Here is a 23,975-nt window from a genome sequence, read left to right as displayed (position 1 = left end):
CCCCGTGCCCCGGACGCAGTGCGGCACGAAGTGCTGCACTGCTGAGCCGGGGCCCAGCGTCTCAGCGAGATGGGTCCCGGCTCTGCGGTGCATCGCTGCGCGCTGCACCGCGTCCGGGACACGAGACCACCCCTAGATCTTCGCCGCCGTCTTCGGCCAATACCGATCGCGCAGATGCCGCTTCACCAGCTTGCCGGTCGGCGTGCGCGGCAGCTCGGCTTCGAAGTCGATCGAGCGGGGGCATTTGATGGCGGAGAGGCGGGTCTTGCAGTAGGCGATCAGATCCGCCTCCAGCGCCTTGCCGGCGCGAGCCATGTCGTGCGGCTGCACAACCGCCTTCACCTCTTCGCCCATCTCTTCGTTCGGCACGCCGAACACGGCAACGTCGGCGACGTCAGTATGCGTGATCAACACGTCCTCGGTTTCCTGCGGGTAGATGTTCACCCCACCCGAGATGATCATGTAGGACTTGCGGTCGGTGAGATAGAGGAAGCCGTCCTTGTCGAGATAGCCGACATCGCCGAGCGTCGACCAACCCTTGGCGTTGTAGGCCTTCTTCGTCTTCTCGGGGTCGTTGTGATAGGTGAACGCGGGCGCGTCGGCGAAATAGACCGTGCCGATCTCGCCTGTCGGCTGCTCCTCGTCGTTCTCATCCAGAATCTTGATCTTGCCGACCACCGCGCGGCCAACGCTGCCGCGGTGCTCCAGCCATTGTTGCGAGTTGCAGACCGTGACGCCGTTGCCTTCAGAGCCCGCATAATACTCGATCAGGATCGGGCCCCACCATTCGATCATCTTGGCCTTCACGTCGACCGGGCAGGGCGCGGCGGCGTGGATCGCGCCCTTCAGCGTCGAAACGTCGTACTTCGTCCGCACCTCCTCCGGCAGCTTCAGCATGCGCACGAACATGGTCGGCACCAGCTGCGACTGCGTCACCTTGTATTTCTCGACCAGCTTCAGGAATTCTTCGGCGTCGAAGTGTTCCATGATGATGGAGGTGCCTCCGAGCACGACCGCCATCATGTTGAAGCGCAGGGGCGCGGCGTGATAGAGCGGCGCCGGCGAGAGATAGGTGCTCCCCGCGTTCATGCCGCACATGTCGGCGCAGAGCACGCGCAGGAAGGCGTTCGGCACGTCGATCCTGTTGCCCTCGAAGGCCTTCTTGATGCCCTTGGGCCGGCCGGTGGTGCCGGACGAATAAAGCATGTCGTAGCCGGCGACCTCGTCCGCGATCGGCGTGGTCGGCTGCGCGCCCGCTTCCTTGTCGTAGGAGCGGAAGCCGGGCAGTGGCTCGTCCATCATGTAGAAGACCGGCTCGCCCGGCGAGCCCTTGATCAGGGCCGTGATCTGGTCGGCGCATTTCGGCGTGGTGATGACGACCTTGGCGCCGCAATCTCCGATGATGTAGTCGATCTCGTCCTGCTTCAGATAACGGCTGATCGCAGTGTAATAGAGCCCGCTGCGCTGTGCGGCCCAGCAGATCTCCATGAAGGCGAGGCGGTTCTCCATCAGAAGTGCGATGTGGTCGCCGGCCTTTAGCCCGAGCGATCGGAAGAGATGTGCGCCCTGGTTCGAGAGCTCGTCGAGCTCGCGATAGGTGATCGCCTTGCCGGTGCCGGCCATCTGGTAGGCGATCTTGTCGGGCGTGGTGCGGGCGTGGATGGCGGGGTGGGTCATGGCGTTTCCTCAAAACGCGAATGGCGAGTAGCGAGTGGCGAACAGGGAAGAAGGGCAAACCGTTCTTCGCCTGCTCACCATTCGCTACTCGCCACTCACTACTCGCTTTTGCTCTTCTTACAGCCGCTCCACGATGGTCACATTCGCCATGCCGCCGCCTTCGCACATGGTCTGCAGGCCATAGCGCTTGCCACGCTGGTGCAGGGCGTGGACCAGTGTGGTCATCAGCTTGGTGCCGGAGCCGCCGAGCGGATGGCCGAGCGCGATGGCGCCGCCGTTGACGTTGAGACGCTCCGGGTCGGCGCCAGTGGTCTTCAGCCAGGCGGTCGGCACCGAGGCGAAGGCCTCGTTGACCTCGAATAGGTCGATATCGCCGATCTTCATGCCGGCCTTCTCCAGCGCTTTCTTGGTGGCGTGCAGCGGCGCGTCCAGCATGATGACGGGGTCGCCGCCGGTCATGGTCATGTGGTGGATGCGCGCCAGCGGCTTGACGCCGAGTTGCTTCAGGCCCTTTTCGTTCACGACTATCACGCCGGAGGCGCCATCGCAGATCTGGCTGGCGCTGGCCGCGGAGAGCTTGCCGTTCTCGGCGATTAGCTTGACGCCCTTGATCCCGTCGAGCGTGACGTCGAAGCGGATGCCTTCGTCGATATGGTGGGTGTCCTTGCTGCCGTCGGCGCGGGTAATCTCGAGCGGCACGATCTCCTTCTTGAAGTGACCGGCCTGCGTCGCCGCGATCGCGCGCTGGTGGCTGTTGTAGGAGTACTCGTCGAGCTCGTCCTTCGAGAGGCCGTACTTCTCGGCCATCATCTCCGCGCCGGTGAACTGGCTGAACACGATGTTCGGATACTTCTTCTCGATGCCCGGGCTCTTGTAGTTGCCAAAACCGTTCTTGGCCGGAAGCTGCGAGGACAGGCCCATCGGAACCCGCGTCATCGATTCCACGCCGGCCGCGATCACGACGTCCATCGCACCCGACATCACGGCTTGCGCGGCGAAGTGCAGCGCCTGCTGCGAGGAGCCGCACTGGCGGTCGATCGAGGTGCCCGGCACGCTTTCAGGGAGCTTCGAAGCCATGACCGCGTTGCGCGCGACGTTGTTGGACTGCTCGCCGACCTGCATCACGCAGCCCATGATCACGTCCTCGACCAGGGCGGGATCGACCTTGGTGCGATCGACCAGTTCGTCCAGCACCTTGGCGGCGAGATCGGCCGGATGCCAGCCGGCGAGACGGCCCCCCTTGCGCCCGCCCGCGGTGCGCGCAGCGGCGACGATATAAGCCTCGGCCATGTCGGTCTCTCCCTGAATTTTTGACTGGGTTGATTGTCGGGGTCGGATTTAAGGGACGGGAGATCATTTAGTCAATCGATCAATTAACTCTTGTGATGAGGCGCTGCTTGGGCTTATCTGCGCCCCGCTTCAAGCGGCGAAAACAGGGATCTCCGTGGCTACCAGCGTACCGAACAGGCTCCCCGGCGGGAAAAATTCCACGGCAGAGAAATTGCTGGTGGCCGCGAGCGAGCTGATGATCGAACGCTCCTCGATCGAGATCTCGCTCTCCGATATCGCGCAGAAGTCCGGCGCCAACGCCGCGCTGGTCAAATATCACTTCGGCAACAAGGACGGCCTGCTGCTGGCGCTGCTCGCGCGCGACGCCGCAACCGAGATGTCCAATCTCGAATATCTGCTGGCGCAGCCGATCACGTCGACGGCGAAGCTGAAGCTGCATATCGCCGGCATCATCCGCGCCTATCACCGGTTCCCCTACATGAACCGGCTGATTCACTATCTGCTGCACGAGACCAGCGCAGGCTCCGCCGATGAGGTCTCGAAATTCTTCGTTGCGCCGCTGCTGGATTTCCACCGCCGCCTGCTCGCCGAAGGCGTCAGCCGCGGCGAATTCCGCCAGACCGATCCGGTGTTGTTCTACACCAGCCTGATCGGCGCCTGCGATCATTTGTTCTTCGGCCGGCATGCCATGTCCCGCGCGACCGGCGTCGGCCCGGTCACCGATGATGTCTGCCGGCAATACATCAAGCACATGGAAACGCTGATCTGCGGCGGCATCCTCACGCAAGCCGAGGAAGCTGCCGCGGCCGGATAGTCGACCGAACTCCCAAGTCCAGAGAAGAAACGCCCAAGGAAAGGTACAAGCGATGCAGTTGAAAGACGTAGCCGTTCTCATCACCGGCGGTGGCTCGGGCCTTGGTGCCGCGACCGCCCGCGCCATGGCTGCCAAGGGCGCCAAGATCGGCGTGATCGACCAGAGCAAGGAAAACGCCGAGAAGGTCGCTGCCGAAGTGAAGGGCGTCGCGCTGCATGCCGACGTCACCAGCGAGGAGCAGATCAAGGCCGCGATCGCCAAGGCGGAAGCTGCGCACGGCGTCGCCCGCGTGCTGATGAACTGCGCCGGTATCGGCGGTTCGCAGCGTATCGTCGGCCGCGACGGTGTCTACCCGCTGGAAAAGTTCGCGCGCATCATCAACGTCAATTTGATCGGCACCTTCAACTGCCTGCGTCTGTTCGCCGAACGTCTCGTCACCGCGGAGCCCATCGGCGAGGAGCGGGGCGTCATCATCAACACCGCCTCGGTGGCGGCTTACGAAGGCCAGATCGGCCAGATCGCCTATTCGGCCTCGAAGGGTGGCGTCGTCGGCCTGACCCTTCCGGCCGCGCGCGATCTCGCCAGCCAGAAGATCCGCGTCAACACCATCGCGCCCGGCCTGTTCTTCACGCCGCTGCTGATGGGCCTGAACGAAGAGGCGCGCAAGAGCCTCGGCGCCCAGGTGCCGCATCCGTCGCGTCTCGGCGATGCCAATGAATACGGCATGCTCGCCGTGCACATCGTCGAGAACCCGATGCTGAATGGCGAAACCATCCGTCTCGACGGCGCCATCCGCATGGCGCCGCGCTAGCGTACTTCTTCCTTCTCCCCTTGTGGGAGAAGGTGGCGCGCGTAGCGCGCCGGATGAGGGGTCTCTATCCGCGGAGACAGACCCCTCACCCAAGCGAATTCCTGGCTAGCGACGTATATGCCCTCTCCCACAAGGGGAGAGGGCTCAGCATTCGGCACCGCTAAGGCCGGTGAGCAGGAGCGCCCCATGTCCCAACCGCTGCTGATCGAGCACGATGACGGCGTCGACCGGGTGACGCTCAATCGTTCCGAACACCTCAACGCGCTCGATCCGGCGCTGATCGATGCGCTCAACTCCTATTTTCAGGGTCTGCAGCGCAACCGCGATACCCGCGTGGTCGTGTTGAAGGGCGCCGGCAAGAATTTCTGCGCAGGTCTCGATCTCAAGCACGCGATGGAGCGCCGGGCCGGACAGCAGGAGCCGCCCGGCGTTACGGAGTCGCTCGATTCGCAGCGGCGCATCGCCGACATCGTGATGCTGATGCGGCGCTGTCCGCAGCCGATCCTGGCCCTGGTGCAGGGCGCGGCGGCCGGCGGCGGCTTTGCGCTGGCTCTTGCGTCCGACATCCGCATCGCGACGAGATCGGCAAGGATGAACTGCGCCTTCATCAAGCTCGGGCTTGGCGGCTGCGACATCGGCACCAGCTATTTCCTGCCGCGCCTCGTCGGCGTGTCGGTCGCATCCGAGCTGATCCTCACGGGCCGATTCATCGGCGCGGAGCGAGCCCTCAGCGTCGGGCTCGTCTCCGAGGTCGTTGACGAGGACAAGCTCGACGACGCGGCCGAGCCTTACATCGAGGCGATGATCACGGCCTCGCCCGTGGGCCTGCGGCTCTCCAAGGAATGTCTCAATATGAGCGTCGACGCCGGATCGCTGGAAGCGGCGATCGCGATGGAGGATCGCAACCAGGTCCTGTGCAGCCGCTCGGAAGAGTTTTCGGAAGGCATCAGGGCCTTCCTCGAGAAGCGAAAGCCTGTCTATATCAAGCGCTGAACGACGAAGATCCGCAAAGGACAATAAATTCCGGGAGACGCAAAATGAGTGGAAGCGCGGCGGCGGTGATGACGAAGCCCGCCTTTCGCAAGGTCCAGTGGCTTGAGCGCGACATCGACGTGGAGCGCCGCGGCGACGGCATGGTGGTGCTGAAGTCGCGCATTCCGCTGCAGCCTTACGAGAAGCACATCCCGGCCTCGCTGGCGAAATGGGCGAAGGAAGCACCCGAGCGCACCTGGCTGGCGCAGCGCGGCGGGCCCAACCGCGAATGGCGCAAGGTGTCTTATGGCGAAGCCAAGCGCACCGTGGATGCGCTGACGCAAGGCTTGCTCAATCTCAAGCTCGACGGACGTCCGGTCACGATCCTCTCCGGCAATTCGATCGAGCACGCGCTGATGACCCAGGCCGCGATGCAAGCGCGCTCGCCCGCTGCGCCGGTTTCGCCGGCGTACTCGCTGATGAGCCACGATCACGTCAAGCTGAAATACCTCTTCGACCTGATCAAGCCGGCCGTCGTCATGGTACAGGACGGCCCGACATTCGAAAAAGCACTGAAGGCACTCGACCTCACCGGCGTCACCGTGGTTCACGTCGCGCGACCCTGCGACGGCATCGAGAGCGTCAGCTTTGACGAGCTCGCGGCAACGCCAGTGACGGCGGATGTCGAAGCGTCGATTGCAGAGATCACGCCCCAGACCGTCGGCAAGCTGCTGTTCACGTCGGGCTCGACCGGCATGCCCAAGGCCGTCATCAACACGCAGGAGATGATGTGCGCCAATGCGGCGATGATGATGCAGGTTCGTCCGCGCGATCCGAGCGGGCCGATCTCGACCATGCTGGACTGGATGCCCTGGAACCACACCATGGGCGGCAATGCGGCGTTTCACCCGATCCTGGTCGACGGCGGCACACTCTATATCGACGACGGCCGGCCGATGCCGGGCCAGTTCGACGAGACGCTGCGCAATTTGCGCGAGATCTCGCCGACCTATTACGCCAACGTGCCGGCCGGCTACGCCGCGCTGGCCGCCGCCATGGAGAAGGATGATACGCTCTGCCGCTCCTTCTTCAAGAATCTCTCGATCATGGCCTATGGCGGCGCGCGGCTGCCGGACGATCTCTATGATCGCATGCAGGCGCTTGCGGTGAAGACCACCGGCGAGCGCATCGTGTTCTACACCGGCTGGGGCTCGACCGAGACCGCGCCGACCTCGACCGGCACTTACTGGGACACCGAGCGCGTCGGCCTGATCGGCCTGCCGTTCCCCGGCGTCGAATTGAAGATGGTGCCGTGCGGCTCGAAATACGAATTGCGCCTGCGCGGCGTCAACGTCACGCCCGGCTATTTCGGCCAGTCGGATCTCACGAAGAAGATGTTCGACGAGGAAGGATTCTACTGCATCGGCGATGCCGGCATCTTCGTCGACGACACCGATCCGGTACAAGGCATCATCTTCGCCGGCCGGGTGGTGGAGGACTTCAAGCTCACCACCGGCACTTTCGTGCATGTCGGCTCGCTCCGCACCGACGCGATCGCCGCGGCGACCCCCGTGGTGCACGATGCGTTGGTCGCGGGGCAGGATCGCGCCTTCATCGGTTTGCTGGCCTGGCCCAATTTGCATGCCTGCCGCCAGCTCGTCGGCAATCCCGATCTCAGCTTTGCCGATGCCGTGAGGCATCCTGAGGTGATCGCCTGCTTCAGGCGCGGCCTGGAAGCTCACAACCGGGAATGCGAGGGCGCCAGCAGCCGCATGATTGCGCGCGCGATGCTGATGGTCGAGCCGCCCTCGATCGACGGCAACGAGCTCACCGACAAGGGCTACATCAACCAGCGCGCCGGGCTCGAGCGCCGCGCCGCGCTGGTGGAGCGGCTCTATGCCGATCGGCCGGATCAGGATGTGATCGTGCTGCGATGAATGAATACTCTCTCCAATCGTCGTTCCGGGGCGCGCGCAGCGCGAACCCGGAATCCATCGGGCCGCAAACGTGTGGCGAAATGGATTCCGGGCTCGCGACTTCGTCGCGCCCCGGAATGACAGCAAGAAAAAGGTAAGCCGCCAATGAACTTCGATTTCTCCGACGACCAGAAGCAGCTCCGCGACCAGGCGCGCAAGTTCCTCGCGGAAAAATGCCCGCCGAAGGCGGTGCGTGTCGTGCTCGACGGCAAGGCGCCTTACGACAAGGAGCTCTGGAAGGGCCTTGCCGAGATGGGCTTCCTCGGCGTCGCGATTCCCGAGGAGTTCGGCGGTGCGGGTGCTGGCCATCTCGAGCTCTGCGTGATCGCGGAGGAAATGGGCCGGGCCAACGCACCGGTGCCGTTCTCCTCGACCGTGTACCTCGCTGCCGAAGCGCTGCTGATCGCTGGCAGCGATGCGCAAAAGAAGAAATGGCTGCCGGCGATTGCTTCGGGGGAGGCGATCGGCACGCTCGCACTGTTCGAGGGCAAGGGCAATCCGTCGCCGAAGAACGTCAAGCTCACCGCAGCGAACGGCGTGCTCAATGGTGTCAAGAAGCCGGTTGCCGACGGGGCAATCGCCGATTTCGCGGTGGTTGCCGCGCGCACGGGATCGAGCGGGCGCGACAATGACATCTCGCTGTTCCTGGTCGAGTTGAAGGCCGGCGGCGTCGATGTGAAAAGCCTCACAAATCTCGATCCGACCCGCGGACAGGCCGAGATCACTTTCGGGGATTGCAAGGCGGAGCCGCTCGGCGCTGCGGGCGAAGGCTGGAGTATTCTCACCCAGGTGCTCGACCGTGCCGCGGTACTGTGCGCGTTCGAGCAGGTCGGCGGTGCCGACCGCGCGCTGGAGATGGGCCGCGACTACGCGCTCGACCGCATCGCCTTCGGCCGGCAGATCGGCTCCTTCCAGGCGGTCAAGCACATGCTCGCCGACATGTATGTCTCGGCGACGCTGGCACGCTCCAACAGCTATTACGGTGCCTGGGCGCTCTCGACCAATGCGGCCGAGTTGCCGGAAGCCGCGGCCGCCGCGCGCATCAGCGCGACTCAGGCGTTCCAGCACTGCGCCAAGAACAATATCCAGGTTCACGGCGGCATGGGTTTCACCTGGGAGTTCGACTGCCACATGTACTACCGCCGCGCCAACGCGATGGCGTTGAGCTTGGGCAGCATGTCCTATTGGGAAGACCAGTTGATTGAACGGATGAGGAAGAAGAACGCGGCCTGATGTTGTCGTCATTCCGGGGCGGCGCGATGGCGCCGAACCTGGAATCCGGAGATGAGTGAATAGCGTCGAGATTCCGGGTTCGCGCTGCGCGCGCCCCGGAATGACAGAGAGAAAAAGCCATGAACTTCGACGACACCCCGCAGGAAGCCGAGTTTCGCACCACCGCGCGCGCCTGGATCAACGCGAACGCGCCGAAGCAGTACGAGGAGGAGCTGCGCAAATCCTCGCTTGGCCGCACGCAGCTCAAGGACGCCAACATCCTCGAGGTCGCAAAGGCCTGGCAGAAGAAGAAAGCCGATGCCGGCTGGGCCTGCTTGCACTGGCCGAAGGAGTATGGCGGCCGCGGGGCGTCGCCGATCGAGCGCGTGATCTGGCAGCAGGAGGAGGGCCCGTTCGGCAAGCTCTCCCACATGTTCATCATCGGCCATGGCATGTGCGGGCCGACCATGATGGCCTTCGCGCGCGAGGAGCATAAGCGCAAATATCTGCCGCCGCTCGCGTCCGGAGAGAAGGTCTGGTGCCAGCTGTTCTCCGAGCCGGCCGGCGGCTCGGACGTCGCAGGGCTCCGCACGCGCGCTGAAAAGGATGGCGACGACTGGGTCGTCAACGGCCAGAAGATCTGGACGTCGGGCGCGCATTACTCCGACTACGGTATCCTTCTGACCCGCACCGATCCCACCGTGCCCAAGCACAAGGGGCTCACCATGTTCTTCCTGGACATGAAGAGCCCCGGCGTCGAGGTCAGGCCGATCAAGCAGGCCAGCGGCGCCTCCGATTTCAACGAGGTCTATTTCACCAATGTCCGCATTCCCGACCATCAGCGCCTCGGCGAGGTCGGCGACGGATGGAACGTTTCGCTGACCACGCTGATGAACGAGCGCATGTCGATCGGCGCGGGCGTGTCGACCGGCTTCCCCGAACTGTTCGAGTATTGCTCGAGCCTGATGCTCGACGATGGGCCTGCGATCGAGGACCGCGCGGTGCGCTCGAAGCTGGCGAACTGGGCGGTGAAGGCGAGCGGCCTGCGCTACACCAGCATGCGCGCCATCTCGGCGCTGTCCAAGGGCGAGCGGCCGGGGCCGGAAAATTCCATCGGCAAGCTGGTTGCGGGCTCGATGATCCAGGACGTCGCGACCTACGCGCTCGATCTGCAAGGCGCCGCTGGCGTCGTCAGCGGTGCCGAAGATGCCGAAGTCGCTGGCCGCTTCCAGGCCATGCTGCTGCGTGCGCCGGGCACCCGCGTCGAAGGCGGCACCGACGAGATCATGCGCAACATCATCGCCGAGCGGGTGCTGGGCCTGCCCGGCGACATCCGTGTCGACAAGGACGTGCCATTCAACAAGATCCCAACGAAGGGAAGAAATTAGCCGTCATTCCGGGGCGGCTCGAGGAGCCGAACCCGGAATCTCGAAGCGAATATGCAAGCTCTAGATTCCGGGTTCGCGCGTTGCGCGCCCCGGAATGACAAGAAAGGGAAGCGCCATGAATTTCGACGACACGCCACAGGAAGCCGCATTCCGCGAGACCGCGCGCAAATGGATCGAGGCCAATGCGCCGACGGAGCTGCATGCCGAGCTGTCAAAATCCTCGCTCGGCCGTATCCGGCTCGCTCACCACGACATCGTGGATGTCGGCAAGGCCTGGCAGAAGAAGAAGTTCGAGGGCAATTGGGCCTGTCTGCATTGGCCGAGGGACTATGGCGGCCGCGGTGCGACGCCAATCGAACGGGTGATCTGGCAGCAGGAGGAGGGCGTCTACGGCAAGCTGACGCAGCCGTTCCAGATCGGCGAAGGCATGTGCGGTCCGACCGTGATGGCTTTTGGCAGCGAAGACGCCAAGCGCCGCTATTTGCCCAAGCTCGCTTCGGGCGAGGAGATCTGGTGCCAGCTGTTCTCGGAGCCGTCCGCCGGCTCCGACGTCGCAGGCTTGCGGACCCGCGCCGAGAAGAAGGGCGATAGCTGGGTCGTCAACGGCCAGAAGATCTGGACCTCGGGCGCGCATTACTCCGATTACGGACTCCTGATCGCGCGCACCGATCCGAACGTGCCCAAGCACAAGGGCCTCACCATGTTCTTCCTGGACATGAAGAGCCCCGGCGTCGAGGTGCGGCCGATCAAACAGGCCAATGGCATGCAGGAGTTCAACGAAGTCTATTTCACCGACGTCGTGATCCCCGACAGCCAGCGGCTGGGGGCCGTCGGCGAGGGCTGGAGCGTATCGCTGACCACCCTGATGAACGAGCGCATGTCGATCGGCGCGCGGCTTGCGACCGGCGTGCCTGAGATGTTCGAGTTCTGCTCCAACCTGATGCTGGAGGACGGACTCGCCATCGACGATCCCGCCGTGCGCTCGAAGCTCGCGAGCTGGGCGGCGAAGTCGAACGGACTGAAATACACCAGCTACCGCACGATCTCGGCGCTGTCGAAGGGTGAGCGGCCGGGCCCGGAGAATTCGATCGGCAAGCTCGTGTCGGGCATGATGCTGCAGGACATCGCGACCTGCGCCATGGACCTCCAGGGCGCGGCCGGTGTTCTCACCGGCAACGACGAGGAGACGGTGCAGGGCCAGTTCCAGCAGATGCTGCTGTCCTCGCCCTCGATGCGCATCGCCGGCGGCACCGACGAGATCCTGCGCAACATCATCGCCGAGCGCGTGCTGGGGTTGCCCGGTGACATTCGCGTCGACAAGGACGTGCCGTATAACAAGATCCCGACCAAGGGGCGATAATCTCACGTCTCGCGGTATCTCGTAGGGTGGGCAAAGCGAAGCGTGCCCACCATATGCAGATGCTTCGGGGCAAGTCTGTCGGTGGGCACGACGCTTGCGCGTCTTTGCCCACCCTACGAGAAGAGCGCGAGCCAATTCATGGATGCAAAAGTGAGCCAGACCCAAGACCGCATCGGCGTGCTCGAAGAGCTCCTCAACGAGCGCTACTCCGTCCGCGCGTTTCTTCCCAAGGACGTCGATCGCGCGACCATCGAGCATGTGCTGACCACCGCGCAACGCACGGCGTCCTGGTGCAACAGCCAGCCCTGGCAGGTCATCATCGCCAGCGGCGAGGCCAAGGAGCGCTTTCGCAAGGCGATCTACGCGGAGGCCTCAAAGGGCCTTGGCGATGATTACGATTTCACGCCGCCGCGCGAATATGTCGGGGTCTATCTGGAGCGCCGCCGCGAAAGCGGCTTCCAGCTCTACAACACGCTCGGCATCGCCCGTGGCGACAAGATGGCCTATGCCAGGCAGGCGCTCGAGAACTACAACTTCTTCGGCGCGCCACATGTCGCGATCATTCACACCAACGAGCCGCTCGGCATCTACGGTGCGATCGATTGCGGCGCCTATGTCAGCAATTTCATGCTGGCCGCGCAGGCGCTCGGGCTCGGCACGATACCGCAGGCGGCGCTCGCACGGCATTCCGGGTTGATCCGCGGTCATTTCAATCTGCCCGACGACCGCCGCGTCGTCTGCGGCATCTCGTTCGGCTACGCCGACCATGCGCATAAGGTCAACAGCTACCGCACCTCGCGTGCGAGCGTGGCCGATACCGTGACCTTTGTTGACGAGTGATCGAGCGCCATGAACTCGACGCCACCCACATCGGACGCGCGCAAAGACGGCCGGTGGAAACGGCCGTCTTCGTCTCGTCCGAGTCCGATTGGCGTCGGCTATCAGCCGCCGCTGCCGCCGATCACGGCCCGCACCGTCTCGTCGGGCCCGAAATCCTCGGCGCCGTCGACATAGAGCAGCGCGGCGAGCTTCGAGCGGGCGCGGTTCACGCGGCTCTTGATCGTGCCGACCGCGCAGCCGCAGATCGAGGCCGCATCCTCATAGGAGAAGCCGGACGCACCGACCAGGATCAACGCTTCACGCTGATCCTGCGGAAGCTTGTCGAGCGCCGTGCGGAACTCCTCGAATTCGAGATGCGCGTTCTGCGAAGGCTGAGTCTTCAGCGTCTTGGCGTAGTTGCCCTCGGCATCCTCGACCTCGCGCCGCCGCTTGCGATAGTCGGAGCGGAACAGGTTGCGCAGAATCGTGAACAGCCAGGCCGGCAGGTTGGAGCCGGGCTGGAACGAGTCGATGTTGGCGAGCGCGCGCAGCAGCGTCTCCTGGACCAGGTCGTCGGCGCGGTCCGCATTGCCGCTGAGCGAGATGGCGAAGGCGCGCAGACTGGGCACGGCCGCCAGGATGTCGTTACGAAGGGAGTCCGTGAGAGGCATTAATCCCTCCCATTGTTGTTGTCGTTGGATCCGCCCTCATTTTCCACGTGGGGAGTCGCTCCCGGCGCATCAAGCTTCTTGATCAGTTCTGCGAACCGATCCGGAACCCCCTGTCGTACGACATCGTCGTACATTGCCCGCAATTGATGCCCGATCCGGGATTGAATCTCCGGAGTGAGCCCTCCCTTGCCGGGGGTCGCGCTTCTGCTGGCTTGAGACTTGAGATCTTTCATGGCCTGTTCCACGTTTCCCCGAGTTAAGTGACTGCAAATTCGAGAGGTTTTCTCAACCGGGAGCCGTTCCCTGGATAGGCACAATTCCAGGTCCGCGGAAAAGTTCCCAGCTCAGCGGAACTTTTCTTGAGCTGATGCGTAATCAGTCCAGCAGGGGAACCCGGGCCCCCCGCGTGTCTCCTGACCTCAAGGTTGGCCCGAAGACGAATGGAGTGGGGATGTCCCGTTCACAGCTTGTTGCTGAACACTTGCCGTTGTTGCGCCGGTACGCGCGCGCCCTGACCGGCAGCCAGGCCTCCGGTGACGCCTATGTCGCAGCCATGTTGGAAGCCATGCTGGGAGATCCGTCGGTGCTCGACGAGAGCCATGGGCCTCGGGCCGGCCTGTTTCGGCTGTTCACGCAGATCTGGAATTCGGTCTCGGTCAACGAGGATGCCGAGGTGACGACCCTGCCGATGCCGCCGGAGCGGCGGCTGTCGAACATCACGCCGCTGCCGCGACAGGCCTTCCTGCTGCTTTCGCTCGAGGGCTTCTCGGAAGAGGAAGTCGCCTTCGTTCTCGGCACCGACGTCGCGGAAACGCGACGTCTTGCAGACGCTGCCGGACGCGAGATGGCGGCCGAGATTGCGACCGACGTGCTGATCATCGAGGACGAGACCTTCATTGCCATGGACCTCGAGAGCCTGGTGAAGAATCTCGGCCACAACGTCGTCGGCGTCGCGCGCACCCATGCCGACGCGGTGGCGCTGGCCAAGAACAAGCGGCCCGGCCTGATCCTCGCCGACATTCAGCTCGCCGATGGCTCGTCCGGCCTGGACGCCGTCAACGAACTGCTCCGGACCTTCGAGGTGCCAGTGGTGTTCATCACCGCGTACCCTGAGCGCTTCCTCACCGGCGAGCGTCCCGAGCCGGCATTCCTGATCTCAAAGCCGTTCCAGCCGGCGATGGTATCGGCGGTGGCGAGCCAGGCGCTGTTCTTCCAGCGCAATTCGCGCAATCGCGCGCCGAAGGCGCCGGCGGCGTAATGACGCCCTGGTAGCCCGCCAATTGGCGAAGTGATCTGATCCGGCGCGCCGCAAGGCACGCCGGATTTTTCATGTCTGCTGCCCATGCTTGACGGCCGTCGAATTCACCGCCCATACCTCATGCAGCGGCTGCGCCTGCGGCCGCACCAATCGGAGATGTGCCATGGACCAGCAACTCCTCGATCGCCTCGCCATCCGCGACCTCGTCGAGAACTGGGCGGTGTGGCGCGACGCCGGGGACTGGGAGCGCTTTGCCACGGTCTGGCATGACGAGGGCTGGATGTCCGCCACCTGGTTTCAGGGGCCGGCGCGGGATTTCATGCGCGTCAGCCAGGAAGGGTTTGCCAGGGGTGTGCGCATCCTGCATTTCCTCGGCGGCACCAGCATCGATCTCGCCGGCAAGCGGGCCATCGCCCAGACCAAGATGACGATCTCGCAGCGCGCCCTGGTGCATGACGTGCTCTGCGACGTCGTCTGCACGGGGCGCTTCTACGATTTCCTGGAGAAGCGGCAGGGTAAATGGGGCATCGTCCGCCGCCAGCCGATCTACGAGAAGGACCGGATCGATCCGGTCGATCCCGCCGCGACGCTGCGCCTCGACCCGGAGGTGCTCGCCGCGCTGCCCGAAGGCTATCGCCACCTCGCCTACATGCAGGAGCTGATAGGCTACAAGGTCAAGCGCGACATGCCCGGCCTCACGGGCCCGGAAGTCGAGAAGCTCTATGGCGAAGGGCGGGAATGGCTCGCGGCGAAGGCGAAGTAGACGCCAGACAAAAGTAAGGCGCGACCGGCATCACCACAGTCGCGCCCTACGTCGCCGGCTTATGGGGCAGGGGGGAATAGCCGGCTGCTGAGACGACTCCCGACCGTCGGAGTCGTTCCACGGCTTGCGAAATATTTCGCCGACCTGCGGCATTTTTCGCACACGGTTAAGTGATCGTAATGGCCGAGAACCGCCGATCCTGTGGCGGCGTTGTTCCCGTGATCGCCATGGGGCGAGGGATCGACAGCCATGTCACAGATTCAAAAGGTATTTTTAGGCGCCATTGCGACCGTCGCGACGCTCGGTGCTGTGCAATTGGCCTCCGGCCATGACTTGGCTGGTCGCTGGCAGGCGGTCGCCGACACCTCCAGCCGCAGCGCGAACTTCGCCCCGAGCCACAACGTCAATCGCGCCGCAAAGGCGGACCGGATCGCTGTGACCAAGCCGGCGCCGGCTCCGACCCGGACGGTGTCGATGCGGCTGAACGACCTCGCCGATACGTCGGTGCTGCTGCGGGTCCCGGCGGTGATCGAGACCGGCAACGCCAAGCCGCCGGTGCTGCTCCAGAACCAGCAGAAGGTTCGCACCAGGCCGACGATCGCCTGTGAGCCGATGGTCAGCTCCCTGACGGAGGTCGCGAAGCTGCTCCAGCCCGGCCGTTGCGTGACCTGATCCGCGCCTCCCGTGACGGGAGCCTTCCGGGCGCATGCTTCACATCCTCTTGATCCGCCGTTGCCTCGCGCTATATCCGGGTTCCTCCCTTTGTTTTGACGGGTAAGCGCATGACGACGTCAGATACGGCTGTGCATACGCAGCCTTTCCAGGCCGAAGTTTCCGAACTGCTGCACCTGATGGTGCATTCCGTCTATTCGGAAACCGACATCTTCCTCCGCGAACTCATCTCCAATGCCTCCGATGCCTGCGACAAGCTGCGCTACGAGGCCATCGCAAGTCCCGCCCTGCTGGGCGAGGGCGACGCGCTCAAGATCCGCATCATCCCGAACAAGACGGCCAAGACGCTTACGATCGCCGACAACGGCATCGGCATGGAGCGGCAGGAGCTGATCGATCATCTCGGCACCATCGCCCGCTCCGGGACCAAGGCGTTCGTGTCCAAGCTGAAGGAGGCCAAGGACGGCCTCGGCCTGATCGGCCAGTTCGGCGTCGGCTTCTATTCCGCCTTCATGGTCGCCGAGAAGATCGTCGTGATCAGCCGCCGTGCCGGCGAGAGCGATGTCTGGACCTGGGCGTCCTCCGGCGGCTCCGGCTTCGAGATTGCCCGTGCCAGCGAGGAGGAAGCGGCGCGCGTGACGCGCGGCACCGAGATCGTCCTGCACCTGAAGGACGACGCCAAGAAATATTTCGAGACCTACGAGATCGAGCGCATCGTCACCGCCTATTCCGACAACATCCTGTTCCCCATCGAGCTCGTGCCCGAAGAGGGCGAGCCGCGCCAGATCAATTCGGCCAGCGCGCTGTGGCAGCGCGCGAAATCCGAGCTGACGGCAGACGACTACAAGAAGGCCTATCAGCAGATCGCCTCCGCCTTCGACGATCCCGCGATGACGCTGCACTACCGCGCCGAGGGCCGCTACTCCTACGCCGTGCTGCTGTTCGCGCCCTCGACCAAGCCGTTCGACCTGTTCGAGCCCAACCGCAAGGGGCGCGTGAAGCTCTATGTCCGGCGCGTCTTCATCACCGACGATGCCGATCTGTTGCCGGGCTATCTGCGCTTCATCCGCGGCGTCGTCGATAGCGAGGATCTCCCGCTCAACATTTCGCGCGAGATGCTTCAGAACAATCCGCAGCTCGCGCAGATCCGCAAGGCGGTAGCGACCCGGGTCGTATCCGAGCTCGAAAGCCTTGCCGACAAGGACCCGGAGAATTTTGCCAAGATCTGGGACGCCTTCGGCGCGGTGCTGAAGGAAGGCATCTACGAGGATTTCGAGCGGCGCGAAAAGCTGCTTTCGCTGTCGCGCTTCACCACCACGTCGGGCGAGAAGCGTTCGCTGAAGCAGGTTATCGCCGATTTCAAGCCGAACCAGACCGAGATCTATTATCTCGTCGGCGACAGCATCGAGCGGCTGAAATCCAACCCGCGGCTGGAAGCTGCGACCGCGCGCGGCATCGAGGTGCTGCTGCTGTCCGATCCGGTCGATGCCTTCTGGACCTCGATGCCGTCGGAGTTCGACGGCAAGCCGCTGAAGTCGCTGAGCCAGGGCGATCTCAATCTCGACCTGATTCCGCGCGTCGACGAGGCGGACGGGGCGAAGAAGGACGAGCCGGCCGCGGACGAAGCGGCCACCATCGCCGTGATCAAGGCCGCGCTCGGAGAGCGCGTCAGCGACGTCAAGGCCTCGACCCGGCTCACTAGCTCGGCCTCCTGCCTCGTCGCCGACAGCCAGGGGCCAAGCCGCGAACTGGAGCGCATCCTGTCGCAGCAAAACCGCGGCATGAAGACCAAGCCGATCCTCGAGATCAATTTGCGCCATCCGCTGGTCACCGCGGTCACCAAGGCGCAAGCCGGCTCGAAGGTCGTCGACGATCTCAGCCTGCTGCTGCTCGAACAGGCGCAGATCCTGGACGGCGAATTGCCGGAAGACCCGGCGGCGTTCGCGGCAAGGCTGAATCGGCTGGTGTTGCAGGGGCTCGGCGCCTAGCGCCGCAGCCCCACCCCTACTCACCTTGCCGTCATCCATCTGCAGGAACAGTCGCGTCCGTCGTGATGTTGTGCCATATGGAGCCGCCGGCCCCCGATCCGCCGGCGGCCACTGACTCGAGGATGTGTCCATGCGCTTGCCGATCTTGACCCTCACCGCGATTGCCACGCTGTTCGTCGCGGCAGATGCCAGCGCCCAGACCTATGATCCGCGCTATCCGGTGTGCATGCACGTCTATACGCCCGGCGGCTTCGGCGGTGGCGGCGGCGGAGACTATTTCGACTGCTCTTTCACCTCGCTCCCGCAGTGCCGCGCGACCGCGTCGGGCCGTTCGGCGAGCTGCGATCTCAACCCGTATTACGCCTTCGACGAACCCCCGCCGCCGCGCCGGCGCCACAAGAAACAGCATTAGCGGTCTGCGATGCGGTCTCCTCGGATATTCGCCTCGCGTGGTTGGCTCGGCCTGGCCATGGCCGCCGGTGTCTTGCTCGCCGCCGCGCCGTCGCATGGGCAAACCTTCGATCCCCGCTATCCCGTCTGCATGCACGTCTATTCCGGTGCGAATGGCGGTGGCGGGGACTGGTACGACTGCTCCTTCACCTCGCTGCCGCAGTGCCGCGCGACCGCCTCGGGACGCGCCGCGACCTGTGACCTCAATCCGTACTACCCGGTCAACGCGCCGCACCCGCGTCACAGGCGAAGCGGTCAGCACTGGGGATGGTAGAGCAAGGAATTTCCTGCTTGGCGAAGGCCGCCTAGCGCCTCCCACTACTCCTTTCTCACGCCCGATAGCTCGACCACTTTGCGCCAGGATCGGTTTCCGCCATCAGCATGCTACCGAACTCATGGGCATTGCTGTGCACTACGACCTGTGTCCCGATGTTGCTGCAGGCGCCCGGCTTGTTCTCGACCACGAAAGTCTGGCCGAGCCGGTCGGAGAGGCGCTGGCAGAGCAGCCGCGACAGCACGTCGGTGGCTCCGCCCGGCGTACAAGGCACCACCCATCTCGCCGCTATGCGGCGAGACAGCCTCGCCCACCAGGAGAGAGGGGAAGCTTCCCGCTCGGCTTCGCTACTTCGCTGTCGCAAGAATGGCACCGGGCTGCACGCCGATCCCGCCGGCCTGGTAAAGGATCGCTAGAGTTAATCGCGCACTAACGGAGTTTTACCTTGTCTCTTAACACCTGGGCAGTGCGCGCGGGCTAAGCTGCCGGACACAAGCAGACGGCCCGAAAGAGTGAACAATATGACCACCGGCGTCATCGAGCAGCCGAAAACCGTATACGCACCGTCGGCCTCGAAGATCTGGCTGAAGGCAATCGAACTCACTGCGCGGATCGAGGCATTGCCCGGGCGTCTGTTCGCGGACGTCATCGACGATTGGGCGCAACGCCAGCCCGGCCGCGTCGCGCTGGTCATAGCTGACACAAGTCTCGACTATCAAGGGCTGTCGAATCGCATCAATCGCTACGCGCGCTGGGCGCGCTCGGTCGGGCTAGCCAAGGGCGATACCGTGGCCCTCATCATGCCGAACGGTATCGACTATCTCGCGGCCTGGCTCGGCATCAGCCGCGTCGGAGGCGTGGTGGCGCTGCTCAATACAAAGCTGGTGGGACAGTCGCTTGCGCATTGCATCGACGTCGCAAGACCGGCGCACATTATCCTGGCGCACGAGCTGACGGAGATGCTGGAGGGCGCAACGCCGCATCTGAAGGCGCAGCCCAAGGTCTGGACCCACGGCGATGCCCGCAGCCAGCGCGCGATCGATGTCGCTCTCGCCGTCCTCGACGACGGCCCGCTCTCGTCGGACGAACATGGCGACGTCACGATCGATGACCGCGCGCTGCTGATCTACACCTCGGGCACCACGGGCCTGCCGAAAGCGGCCAGCATCAGCCACCGCCGTATCCTCAACTGGGGCTTCTGGTTCGCCGGCCTCACCGGCGCGACTCCGCAGGACCGGCTCTACGATTGTCTCCCGTTGTTCCACTCGGTCGGCGGCATCGTCGCGCCGTGCAGCATGCTGGCTGCCGGCGGTTCGGTCGCCATTGCGGAAAAATTCTCGGCTTCTCACTTCTGGTCCGACATCGTCCGGCATGACTGCACGATGTTTCAGTATATCGGCGAACTCTGCCGTTACCTGCTGAAGGCGGCGCCGTCGGAATACGAGACCCGGCACCGCCTGCGGCTCGTCTGCGGCAACGGCCTGCGCGGCGATGTCTGGGAAGATTTCCAGGCGCGCTTTTCCATTCCGAGCATCCTCGAATTCTACGCGGCGACGGAAGGCAATTTTTCGCTGTTCAATGTCGAGGGGCGACCGGGTGCGATCGGGCGCATTCCGCCGCTGCTCGCACATCGCTTTCCCGCCAGTCTCGTCAAGCTCGACCCCGGCAGCGGCGTGCCGCTGCGCAATGATGAGGGCTTTTGCATCGCCTGCGCCCGCGGCGAGGCCGGCGAAGCCATCGGCCGCATCGGCACCGCGGACGAGGGCGGCGGCCGCTTCGAAGGCTACACCGATGCGGGCGAGACCGAGAAGAAGATCCTGCGCGACGTCTTTGCCAGAGGCGATGCTTGGTTCCGCACCGGCGATCTGATGCGGATCGACGACAAGGGCTTTTTCCATTTCGTCGACCGCATCGGCGACACCTTCCGCTGGAAGGGCGAGAACGTCGCGACCTCGGAGGTGAACGACGCCGTGCGCGATTTCGCCGGCGTGGTTGACGCCACCACCTATGGCGTCGCCATCCCCGGCGCGGACGGCCGCGCCGGCATGAGCGCGATCGTCGTGAACGAGGGCTTTGACATCGCCGCGCTGCCTGCGCATCTCGCGCGGCGCCTGCCGGCTTACGCCCGGCCAGTCTTCGTCCGCATCTCGCGCGAGCTCGACGCGACCGAGACGTTCAAGCAGAAGAAGGGCGATCTCGCGCGCGAGGGATTTGATCCGGCTGCGATCTCCGATCCGTTGTTCATGCTCGACCCGAAATCCGGCGCCTATGTCGCGCTCGATTCCAGTACATTTGCCGGGATCGTAGACGGCACGATCCGGCTGTAACGGCAACAAAATCCGCCAGATGGGTCCAATTTTATCTGAATTGTCCAAGAGGCCATTTACCTCTGTCGGGTAAACAGAGGGTCATAGGGAGGCGGTCATCAAGAGCCGCCGCAACACGAATGACAACGAAAAGCGAGCCAGCCATGTCGGTAAGGTCAAAGGTCATTGAAGCGATCCAGCAGATCGCCAGAGAGCAGCACGTCACGCTTCCCGCACTCTCGGACGATCTGTCCCTGCACGAGACGGGCTTCGACTCGCTCGCCTTCGCCATTCTTGTGGCGCGCCTCGAGGACGAGACCGGCGTCGACCCATTCACCATTTCCGAGGACGCTGCGTTCCCCGCCACAGTAGGCGATTTCGTGCGGGCCTACGAAAATGTCCCCGCGTGAGATCTTTGCGCTTCGCGACCATCTCGGCGCGGAGCTGGAGGGCCGCACGATCTCCGATGCGCACGATGTCGTGTCGCTGACCGACATCCTGTCGCACACGGTTCTGGGCGGCCGCCTGCGTGAGCTGTCCGGCCGCGCGGTGCTGCTGAAACTGTCCGACCAGCTCCGGTCAGGCCTTGCCATGATCGAGCTCGACGGCATCGCCCGCCGCATGCTGCTGTGTCCGCCGGATCTCAACCCGGCGCATCTTGACTCCTTGATCGCTGATGCCGGCATCGATGCCGTCGTCACCGACGAGCCCGATCGCTGGGGCGGCACCGGCGTTTCGCTGGTCGTCACCGCGCATTTGCCGCTTCAAGCCACCGCGCCGGTCACGAGCGAGCGTGCGACCGAATGGTTGATGTTGACTTCGGGTACCTCGGGCGTGCCAAAGATCGCTGGCCATACGCTGGAGGCGTTGACCGGGGCGATCGTTGCCGAAGGTCCGACGCGCGGTCCGGCGCCGGTATGGGCGACGTTCTACGACATTCGCCGCTACGGCGGCCTGCAGATCTTCCTCCGCGCCATCCTGTCCGGCGGCTCGATGGTACTGTCCGATCCGCATGAAGCGCTCGGCGATCACATCGCGCGGTTGAATGCGCGCGGCGTCTCGCACATCTCGGGCACGCCGTCGCACTGGCGCAAGCTCCTGATGAGCGGCGCGGCCGCGCAGTTCGCCCCGGCTTACGTCCGTCTCTCCGGCGAGATCGCCGACCAGGCCGTGCTCGACGGCTTGAAGGCGGCGTTCCCCAATGCTTCCGTCGGTCACGCCTATGCCTCGACCGAGGCCGGCGTCGGCTTCGCCGTCAATGACGGGCTGGAAGGCTTTCCGGCCGATTATCTCGGCAACCGCAACGGCGTCGAGATGAAGGTCGTCGACGGCTCGCTGCGGATTCGCTCGGCACGCACGGCGCATGCCTATGTCGGCCGCAACGCGGCGACGCTCACCGATGCCGACGGCTTTGTCGACAGCGGCGACATCGTCGAGCTGCGTGGCGACCGTTATTATTTCGTCGGCCGTCGCGGCGGCATCATCAATATCGGCGGGCTGAAGGTCCACCCCGAGGAGATCGAGGCGGTGATCAATCGCCATCCCGACGTGCGGATGTCGCGCGCGAAATCGCGCCGCAGCCCGATCACCGGCGGCATCGTCGTCGCCGACGTGATCCTCGCCGACGGTACCGATGCGGCGCGCACGAAAGAGATTCGCGACCAGATCCTGGATCAGTGCCGCGCCCAGCTCGCCTCCCACAAGGTGCCGGCGGTGATCCGTTTCGTCGAGGCGCTCGACGTCACCCCGGCCGGCAAACTGGCGCGCACCGATGCATAACGTTCTCGTCACCGGCGGCAGCCGCGGTATAGGTCTTGCCATTGCAACGCGCCTCGTCGGAGGTGGCTTCAACGTGATCGCGGCGGCGCGACGCGGGAGCGACGAGCTCAAGGCGGCGATTGCCCAGTCCGAGGGGCGGCTGCATTTCCGCGCCTGCGATCTTGCGGTGATCGATGCGATCCCGGCCTTCGCAAAACTCGTTCGCGACGAGTTCGGCCCGATCTACGGCCTCGTCAACAATGCCGGCCTCGGCACCGAAGGCCTGCTCGCCACCATGCACAATTCCGAGATCGCGGCACTGGTGCAGCTCAACGTGCTGTCGCCGATCGTCCTCACCAAATATGTCGCGCGGCAGATGATGGCCGATGGCGCCGGCCGCATCATCAACATCTCCTCGATCATCGCGACAACCGGCTACAACGGCCTGTCCGTCTATGGCGCGACCAAGGCCGCCGCCACCGGGTTCACCCGCTCGCTCGCGCGCGAGGTCGGCAAGCTCGGCATCACCGTGAACGCGGTCGCACCGGGCTTCATCGACACCGAGCTCACGCACAACCTCTCGGACGAGGGCCGCAAGCGCATCGCCAGCCGCAGTGCGCTGCGTCGCCTGCCGGAGACGGACGACGTCGCGCGCATGGTGGAGTATCTGCTGGGGGAAGGGGGCCGCAATGTCACCGGGACGGTGTTCACTGTCGACGCGGGGAATACGGCATGAGCGGAACTCTAACGCCATAATTGCATTGATCCGGCACAATGACATTCAGCCGGATTTGGTCGTAAGATGCCTCGCAATCGGTTGGGTTACGTCAATCGATCTGCCCTAATCGACAGGGAGCAGTCCATGACGGCGTCAAACATGACCGCTTCAAACATGACCGCTTCAAATCAGGGCCGCACGGAGCAATCCCCTGCGAAGTCGGACGATGTCCACTGCCCGCCGATGACACATCAGAATTCCGGCAGTCACGGGCATGAAATGTACCCGCAGCAATTCGTCCGCCTGGTCGGCTGCCATGAGTCTCTCGATGCCTTGCGCAAGCGTCAGGATGAGAGGCTGCACTAAGCCGATCACGTCCGCTGCTTCGGCGAGTCCTTCGGCAGGTCAATTCGCTCGTGTGAGAATTCCGGCGGGCCTTCGGTGAGGCGGCGGATGCGCCGCTCGCGTTCGTCCTCCGGCAATGCGGGATCGAGCAGCGTCTCGATCTCGTGGACCGCGGTCTCTTCGATCCTGGTGGCGCCCGATTCGATCGGGTGCACCGGCGAGAGGACCGGAGGTGCGCTCTCCAGGCCCAGCTCGATCAGCTTGCAGATCGCATCCGAGCGGGTCAGCCGATGAGATTCAGCCCAGGCGTCGACGGCCGCCGTCAGTCTTTCGGGCATCTTCACCGCGCTGATCGGGGCGATGCCCGTGCGCCGCCTGACCGGAGAGGTGGAGTCGTTGTTGCCGAAGTCGGGCACCTCGATCATCCCATGCAACCCTTGGAGCTGACCGACG

General features: G+C 64.3%; 25 protein-coding genes. 19 read left to right on the top strand and 6 right to left on the bottom strand.

Going from position 1 to position 23,975, the window contains the following annotated elements:
* Window positions 1–132: 132 nt before the first annotated feature.
* Together ABIA42_RS28405 and ABIA42_RS28400 are read right to left on the bottom strand one after the other, a co-directional pair.
* Window positions 133–1,677, bottom strand: coding sequence for an acyl-CoA synthetase (locus ABIA42_RS28405; protein WP_370118919.1), 1,545 nt, complete (start codon window positions 1,675–1,677; stop codon window positions 133–135).
* Window positions 1,678–1,794: 117 nt separating this feature from the next.
* Complete coding sequence (locus ABIA42_RS28400; protein ID WP_370118922.1) at window positions 1,795–2,967, bottom strand: acetyl-CoA C-acetyltransferase; 1,173 nt, start codon at window positions 2,965–2,967, stop codon at window positions 1,795–1,797.
* Between the two features lie 154 nt (window positions 2,968–3,121).
* Between ABIA42_RS28400 and ABIA42_RS28395 the strand changes: the two genes are divergently transcribed.
* The 8 genes from ABIA42_RS28395 to ABIA42_RS28360 all read left to right on the top strand — a co-directional run bounded on the left by ABIA42_RS28395 (window position 3,122) and on the right by ABIA42_RS28360 (window position 12,340).
* Complete coding sequence (locus tag ABIA42_RS28395) at window positions 3,122–3,781, top strand: TetR family transcriptional regulator (protein WP_197488706.1); 660 nt, start codon at window positions 3,122–3,124, stop codon at window positions 3,779–3,781.
* A gap of 52 nt (window positions 3,782–3,833) precedes the next feature.
* Window positions 3,834–4,592, top strand: a complete 759-nt coding sequence (locus ABIA42_RS28390; protein ID WP_024337318.1) for an SDR family NAD(P)-dependent oxidoreductase — start codon at window positions 3,834–3,836, stop codon at window positions 4,590–4,592.
* 186 nt (window positions 4,593–4,778) lie between these two features.
* On the top strand, window positions 4,779–5,585 hold the full coding sequence (locus tag ABIA42_RS28385) for an enoyl-CoA hydratase/isomerase family protein (protein WP_370118925.1): 807 nt from the start codon (window positions 4,779–4,781) through the stop codon (window positions 5,583–5,585).
* Window positions 5,586–5,629: 44 nt separating this feature from the next.
* Entirely contained in the window at window positions 5,630–7,501 is a 1,872-nt protein-coding gene (locus ABIA42_RS28380; protein WP_370118928.1) for an AMP-binding protein, read from the top strand.
* A gap of 144 nt (window positions 7,502–7,645) precedes the next feature.
* Window positions 7,646–8,773, top strand: a complete 1,128-nt coding sequence (locus ABIA42_RS28375; protein ID WP_370118931.1) for an acyl-CoA dehydrogenase family protein — start codon at window positions 7,646–7,648, stop codon at window positions 8,771–8,773.
* A gap of 119 nt (window positions 8,774–8,892) precedes the next feature.
* Window positions 8,893–10,140, top strand: a complete 1,248-nt coding sequence (locus ABIA42_RS28370) for an acyl-CoA dehydrogenase (RefSeq protein ID WP_370118934.1) — start codon at window positions 8,893–8,895, stop codon at window positions 10,138–10,140.
* Window positions 10,141–10,255: 115 nt separating this feature from the next.
* Window positions 10,256–11,500 carry an acyl-CoA dehydrogenase gene (locus ABIA42_RS28365; protein ID WP_370118937.1) on the top strand — a complete coding sequence of 415 codons (1,245 nt, stop codon included), beginning with the start codon at window positions 10,256–10,258 and terminating at the stop codon, window positions 11,498–11,500.
* A gap of 138 nt (window positions 11,501–11,638) precedes the next feature.
* Window positions 11,639–12,340: a nitroreductase gene (locus tag ABIA42_RS28360; protein WP_370118940.1), complete on the top strand. Its 702-nt coding sequence runs from the start codon at window positions 11,639–11,641 to the stop codon at window positions 12,338–12,340.
* A 101-nt stretch (window positions 12,341–12,441) separates the two neighbouring features.
* On the opposite strand, the gene ABIA42_RS28355 is transcribed toward ABIA42_RS28360, so the two are convergent.
* Both ABIA42_RS28355 and ABIA42_RS28350 read right to left on the bottom strand, forming a co-directional pair.
* Entirely contained in the window at window positions 12,442–12,990 is a 549-nt protein-coding gene (locus ABIA42_RS28355; RefSeq protein WP_018316216.1) for a sigma-70 family RNA polymerase sigma factor, read from the bottom strand.
* Window positions 12,990–13,223 carry a NepR family anti-sigma factor gene (locus ABIA42_RS28350; protein ID WP_271531640.1) on the bottom strand — a complete coding sequence of 78 codons (234 nt, stop codon included), beginning with the start codon at window positions 13,221–13,223 and terminating at the stop codon, window positions 12,990–12,992. The genes ABIA42_RS28355 and ABIA42_RS28350 overlap by 1 nt, the downstream gene beginning before the upstream one ends.
* 218 nt (window positions 13,224–13,441) lie before the next feature.
* On the opposite strand from ABIA42_RS28350, the gene ABIA42_RS28345 reads away from it, so the two are divergent.
* From ABIA42_RS28345 to ABIA42_RS28320, 6 genes are all read left to right on the top strand, one after another.
* Window positions 13,442–14,248: a response regulator gene (locus ABIA42_RS28345; protein ID WP_028179299.1), complete on the top strand. Its 807-nt coding sequence runs from the start codon at window positions 13,442–13,444 to the stop codon at window positions 14,246–14,248.
* A gap of 163 nt (window positions 14,249–14,411) precedes the next feature.
* Complete coding sequence (locus ABIA42_RS28340) at window positions 14,412–15,011, top strand: nuclear transport factor 2 family protein (RefSeq protein ID WP_370118944.1); 600 nt, start codon at window positions 14,412–14,414, stop codon at window positions 15,009–15,011.
* A 249-nt stretch (window positions 15,012–15,260) separates the two neighbouring features.
* On the top strand, window positions 15,261–15,683 hold the full coding sequence (locus ABIA42_RS28335; protein ID WP_271531674.1) for a hypothetical protein: 423 nt from the start codon (window positions 15,261–15,263) through the stop codon (window positions 15,681–15,683).
* 110 nt (window positions 15,684–15,793) lie between these two features.
* Entirely contained in the window at window positions 15,794–17,671 is a 1,878-nt protein-coding gene (gene htpG, locus ABIA42_RS28330) for a molecular chaperone HtpG (protein ID WP_370118947.1), read from the top strand.
* A 130-nt stretch (window positions 17,672–17,801) separates the two neighbouring features.
* A complete protein-coding gene (locus ABIA42_RS28325) occupies window positions 17,802–18,083 on the top strand; it encodes a DUF3551 domain-containing protein (RefSeq protein ID WP_370118950.1) in 282 nt (93 codons plus the stop codon).
* Between the two features lie 57 nt (window positions 18,084–18,140).
* A complete protein-coding gene (locus ABIA42_RS28320; RefSeq protein ID WP_370123877.1) occupies window positions 18,141–18,395 on the top strand; it encodes a DUF3551 domain-containing protein in 255 nt (84 codons plus the stop codon).
* A 55-nt stretch (window positions 18,396–18,450) separates the two neighbouring features.
* Here ABIA42_RS28320 and ABIA42_RS28315 read toward each other — a convergent pair whose 3' ends face one another.
* Complete coding sequence (locus ABIA42_RS28315) at window positions 18,451–18,669, bottom strand: tripartite tricarboxylate transporter substrate-binding protein (protein WP_370118953.1); 219 nt, start codon at window positions 18,667–18,669, stop codon at window positions 18,451–18,453.
* A 238-nt stretch (window positions 18,670–18,907) separates the two neighbouring features.
* On the opposite strand from ABIA42_RS28315, the gene ABIA42_RS28310 reads away from it, so the two are divergent.
* The 5 genes from ABIA42_RS28310 to ABIA42_RS28290 all read left to right on the top strand — a co-directional run bounded on the left by ABIA42_RS28310 (window position 18,908) and on the right by ABIA42_RS28290 (window position 23,543).
* Window positions 18,908–20,722: a long-chain-acyl-CoA synthetase gene (locus tag ABIA42_RS28310; RefSeq protein ID WP_035671688.1), complete on the top strand. Its 1,815-nt coding sequence runs from the start codon at window positions 18,908–18,910 to the stop codon at window positions 20,720–20,722.
* Between the two features lie 143 nt (window positions 20,723–20,865).
* On the top strand, window positions 20,866–21,111 hold the full coding sequence (locus tag ABIA42_RS28305; RefSeq protein WP_008135396.1) for an acyl carrier protein: 246 nt from the start codon (window positions 20,866–20,868) through the stop codon (window positions 21,109–21,111).
* A complete protein-coding gene (locus tag ABIA42_RS28300; protein ID WP_370118956.1) occupies window positions 21,098–22,480 on the top strand; it encodes a class I adenylate-forming enzyme family protein in 1,383 nt (460 codons plus the stop codon). Before ABIA42_RS28305 ends, ABIA42_RS28300 begins: the two co-directional genes overlap by 14 nt.
* Window positions 22,473–23,195, top strand: a complete 723-nt coding sequence (locus ABIA42_RS28295; protein ID WP_271531685.1) for an SDR family NAD(P)-dependent oxidoreductase — start codon at window positions 22,473–22,475, stop codon at window positions 23,193–23,195. The genes ABIA42_RS28300 and ABIA42_RS28295 overlap by 8 nt, the downstream gene beginning before the upstream one ends.
* A 141-nt stretch (window positions 23,196–23,336) precedes the next feature.
* Entirely contained in the window at window positions 23,337–23,543 is a 207-nt protein-coding gene (locus ABIA42_RS28290) for a hypothetical protein (RefSeq protein WP_271532261.1), read from the top strand.
* Window positions 23,544–23,548: 5 nt separating this feature from the next.
* Here the strand turns inward: ABIA42_RS28290 and ABIA42_RS28285 are convergent, their stop codons facing one another.
* On the bottom strand, window positions 23,549–23,947 hold the full coding sequence (locus ABIA42_RS28285; RefSeq protein WP_370118959.1) for a hypothetical protein: 399 nt from the start codon (window positions 23,945–23,947) through the stop codon (window positions 23,549–23,551).
* Between the last annotated feature and the right edge of the window lie 28 nt (window positions 23,948–23,975).

The organism is Bradyrhizobium sp. USDA 327 (assembly GCF_041262065.1).
GTDB classification, from domain to species: Bacteria; Pseudomonadota; Alphaproteobacteria; order Rhizobiales; family Xanthobacteraceae; genus Bradyrhizobium; species Bradyrhizobium liaoningense.
The sequence above is the reverse complement of the archived record's forward strand: the minus strand, read 5'-3'. Positions and strand labels throughout refer to the sequence as shown.